The organism is Kocuria sp. SM24M-10 (assembly GCF_001027955.1).
Lineage (GTDB): Bacteria > Actinomycetota > Actinomycetes > Actinomycetales > Micrococcaceae > Kocuria > Kocuria oceani.
Genome location: NZ_LDNX01000113.1, coordinates 1 through 4,577 on the forward strand (window position 1 = coordinate 1; position 4,577 = coordinate 4,577).

The window sequence follows — 4,577 nt, forward strand, 5'->3', positions numbered from 1 at the left end:
CCCCCGTGTGCCGGTGGCCCGGGGTGGGGGGTGGGGTGTGGGGTAAGTTGTCGGCGTATTAGTACCGGTCGGCTGCACACGTCGTTGGTTCGTGCTTCCACCTCCGGCCTATCAACCCAGTGGTCTCGCTGGGGGCCTCTCACCCTTGCGGGTCTGGAAATCTCATCTCGAAGCGAGCTTCCCGCTTAGATGCTTTCAGCGGTTATCTCTTCCGAACGTAGCGAAGCAGCGGTGCACCTGGCGGTACAACTGCCATACCAGAGGTTCGTCCGTCCCGGTCCTCTCGTACTAAGGACAGGTCTTCTCAAATTTCCTGCGCGCGCAGCGGATAGGGACCGAACTGTCTCACGACGTTCTGAACCCAGCTCGCGTACCGCTTTAATGGGCGAACAGCCCAACCCTTGGGACCAACTCCAGCCCCAGGATGCGACGAGCCGACATCGAGGTGCCAAACCATGCCGTCGATATGGACTCTTGGGCAAGATCAGCCTGTTATCCCCGAGGTACCTTTTATCCGTTGAGCGACGGCCATTCCACAATGTACCGCCGGATCACTAGTCCCGACTTTCGTCCCTGCTCGAGCTGTCGCTCTCACAGTCAAGCTCCCTTGTGCACTTACACTCGACACCTGATTGCCAACCAGGCTGAGGGAACCTTTGGGCGCCTCCGTTACTCTTTAGGAGGCAACCGCCCCAGTTAAACTACCCATCAGGCACTGTCCCTGACCCGGATCACGGGCCGAAGTTAGATGTCCAGAGTGACCAGAGTGGTATTTCAACGTTGACTCCACCGGCACTGGCGTGCCCGCTTCACCGTCTCCCACCTATCCTACACAAGCCACACCGAACACCAATACCAAACTATAGTAAAGGTCTCGGGGTCTTTCCGTCCTGCTGCGCGTAACGAGCATCTTTACTCGTATTGCAATTTCGCCGAGTTCATGGTTGAGACAGCGGGGAAGTCGTTACTCCATTCGTGCAGGTCGGAACTTACCCGACAAGGAATTTCGCTACCTTAGGATGGTTATAGTTACCACCGCCGTTTACTGGGGCTTAAATTCTCCGCTTCGCCGTGAGGCTAACGGGTCCTCTTAACCTTCCAGCACCGGGCAGGAGTCAGTCCGTATACCTCGTCTTGCGACTTCGCACGGACCTGTGTTTTTGATAAACAGTCGCTTCCCCCTGGTCTCTGCGGCCCTTACCCGCTCGCACCAGCTAGTGGTGTCCACGGTCCGGGCCCCCCTTCTCCCGAAGTTACGGGGGCATTTTGCCGAGTTCCTTAACCATGATTCTCTCGATCGCCTTAGTATTCTCTACCTGATCACCTGTGTCGGTTTGGGGTACGGGCGGCTGGAACCTCGCGTCGATGCTTTTCTCGGCAGCATAGGATCACCGAATCCCCCCACGGATGGGGGTCCCGTCACGTCTCAGGCACGTGATCCGCGGATTTGCCAACGGATCGCCCTACACGCTTAGACCGGGTCTACCATCGCCCGGCTCGGCTACCTTCCTGCGTCACACCTGTTAATACGCTTACCTCCCCGGTTCAGGTCCCACGCTCCCCGCCACCAGGCACCGGCTAGGCCGGCACCACGGTGCGGTTCGGGTGGTTAGTGTCCCCGGTTCGATAGGGGCGGTTCTTCGCCGGTACGGGAATATCAACCCGTTGTCCATCGACTACGCCTGTCGGCCTCGCCTTAGGTCCCGACTGACCCAGGGCAGATTAGCTTGACCCTGGAACCCTTGATCATCCGGCGGACGGGTTTCTCACCCGTCATTCGCTACTCATGCCTGCATTCTCACTCGTGTGGGCTCCACCACTGGGTCACCCCGCAGCTTCACTGCCCACACGACGCTCCCCTACCCATCGCACCACCTGAACCAGGCACAAGGCCCGGCTGGGTATCGTTGGTGCAATGCCACAACTTCGGCGGTGTACTTGAGCCCCGCTACATTGTCGGCGCGGAATCACTTGACCAGTGAGCTATTACGCACTCTTTCAAGGGTGGCTGCTTCTAAGCCAACCTCCTGGTTGTCTGAGCAACTCCACATCCTTTCCCACTTAGCACACGCTTAGGGGCCTTAGTTGGTGGTCTGGGCTGTTTCCCTCTCGACTATGAAGCTTATCCCCCACAGTCTCACTGCTACGCTCTCACTTACCGGCATTCGGAGTTTGGCTGACGTCAGTAACCTTGTAGGGCCCATCGGCCATCCAGTAGCTCTACCTCCGGCAAGAAACACGTAACGCTGCACCTAAATGCATTTCGGGGAGAACCAGCTATCACGAAGTTTGATTGGCCTTTCACCCCTACCCACAGCTCATCCCCTCCATTTTCAACTGAAGTGGGTTCGGTCCTCCACGCGCTCTTACACGCGCTTCAACCTGGCCATGGGTAGATCACTTCGCTTCGGGTCTAGATCACGCCACTCACTCGCCCTGTTCAGACTCGCTTTCGCTACGGATACCCCTCACGGGTTAACCTCGCGACGTAACACTAACTCGCAGGCTCATTCTTCAAAAGGCACGCCGTCACCTGTTAGGGCTCCGACGGATTGTAGGCACACGGTTTCAGGTACTATTTCACTCCCCTCCCGGGGTACTTTTCACCTTTCCCTCACGGTACTGGTCCGCTATCGGTCATCAGGTAGTATTTAGGCTTACCAGGTGGTCCTGGCAGATTCACACGGGATTTCTCGGGCCCCGTGCTACTTGGGTACGCGCACCGCGCGGCAGCAGCGATTTCGTCTACGGGACTCCCACCCTCTACGGCCCGGCACTCACACCGGTTCGACTATCGCCCTGCACTCACACGCCCGGGCCGGCAGACCCGGGACGACACGCCCCACGACCCCGATGATGCAACCCCTGCCGGGTCTCACACACCATCGGTTTGGCCTCTTCCGCGTTCGCTCGCCACTACTGACGGAATCACTGTTGTTTTCTCTTCCTGTGGGTACTGAGATGTTTCACTTCCCCACGTTCCCTCCACGCACCCTATGAATTCAGGTACGGGTCACCACGCATAACACGCGGCGGGGTTTCCCCATTCGGAGACCCTCGGATCACAGCTCGTTTATCAGCTCCCCGAGGCTTATCGCAGATTACCGCGTCCTTCATCGGCTCCTGATGCCAAGGCATCCACCGTGCGCCCTTAAAAACTTGCCACATGATCACAGAACACACCGACCAGCAACCACAACCAGCACCGCAGCACCAGCACCCCCACCCGAAGGCAGCAGCACCAGCGCCACAGACGCTCTCGCAGTTCCTGGCGGCGATCAATCACGAACACCCCGCACCACACCCCGACCCACCACCGAAGCAGCGACCCAGGGACACGGCACGGGCGTTCTTAAGATGCTCGCGTCCACTATACAGTTCTCAAACAACAACCCACACACCCCACACCCTGGTGTGCTCGGCGGACCCCGGACCCCCCGCAAGGGGACCAGCACCCGCCCACCACACCGGTGGAGCGCCGGGACGATTTCAGAGCCAACACACCCCCGCACCCCGCCACACCCGACCACCACCACCCCCCACGACAGGGGACGACAGCAGCACCGGCACCGACAGAGCACGAGGACCCTGTTGTCTCAGGACCCAACAGTGCGCCATGGACCACACCCCCACCGGCACGGACCCCACCGTTCCACCACCCCACCGCCCGGCACCCCCCGAAGAGGACACCAGCGCAGCAGCGCAGGTACTGAAGAAGAACCCGACCGGCACACGAGGCACGGCCGCTTGCTCGTTGACATTCCACCCATGAGCTCACCCCACCAGCACCACGAACGGGCACTCCAGCGGGGGCGACCACCACACGGTGGTCAACGGCTCCTTAGAAAGGAGGTGATCCAGCCGCACCTTCCGGTACGGCTACCTTGTTACGACTTAGTCCCAATCGCCAGTCCCACCTTCGACGGCTCCCTCCCACAAAGGGGTTAGGCCACCGGCTTCGGGTGTTACCAACTTTCGTGACTTGACGGGCGGTGTGTACAAGGCCCGGGAACGTATTCACCGCAGCGTTGCTGATCTGCGATTACTAGCGACTCCGACTTCATGAGGTCGAGTTGCAGACCTCAATCCGAACTGAGACCGGCTTTTTGGGATTAGCTCCACCTCACAGTATCGCAACCCTTTGTACCGGCCATTGTAGCATGCGTGAAGCCCAAGACATAAGGGGCATGATGATTTGACGTCATCCCCACCTTCCTCCGAGTTGACCCCGGCAGTCTCCTATGAGTCCCCACCATCACGTGCTGGCAACATAGAACGAGGGTTGCGCTCGTTGCGGGACTTAACCCAACATCTCACGACACGAGCTGACGACAACCATGCACCACCTGTCCACCGACCCCGAAGGGAAGCACTGTCTCCAGTGCGGTCCGGTGAATGTCAAGCCTTGGTAAGGTTCTTCGCGTTGCATCGAATTAATCCGCATGCTCCGCCGCTTGTGCGGGCCCCCGTCAATTCCTTTGAGTTTTAGCCTTGCGGCCGTACTCCCCAGGCGGGGCACTTAATGCGTTAGCTACGGCGCGGAGAACGTGGAATGTCCCCCACACCTAGTGCCCAAC

At 59.2% G+C, this 4,577-nt stretch carries 2 rRNA genes; both read right to left on the bottom strand.

The features are described from left to right. Positions 1-38: 38 nt before the first annotated feature. Positions 39-3,165 (bottom strand): 23S ribosomal RNA (locus ABL57_RS12765). Between the two features lie 680 nt (positions 3,166-3,845). Then, positions 3,846-4,577, bottom strand: a 16S ribosomal RNA gene (locus ABL57_RS12770); the annotation flags it as partial.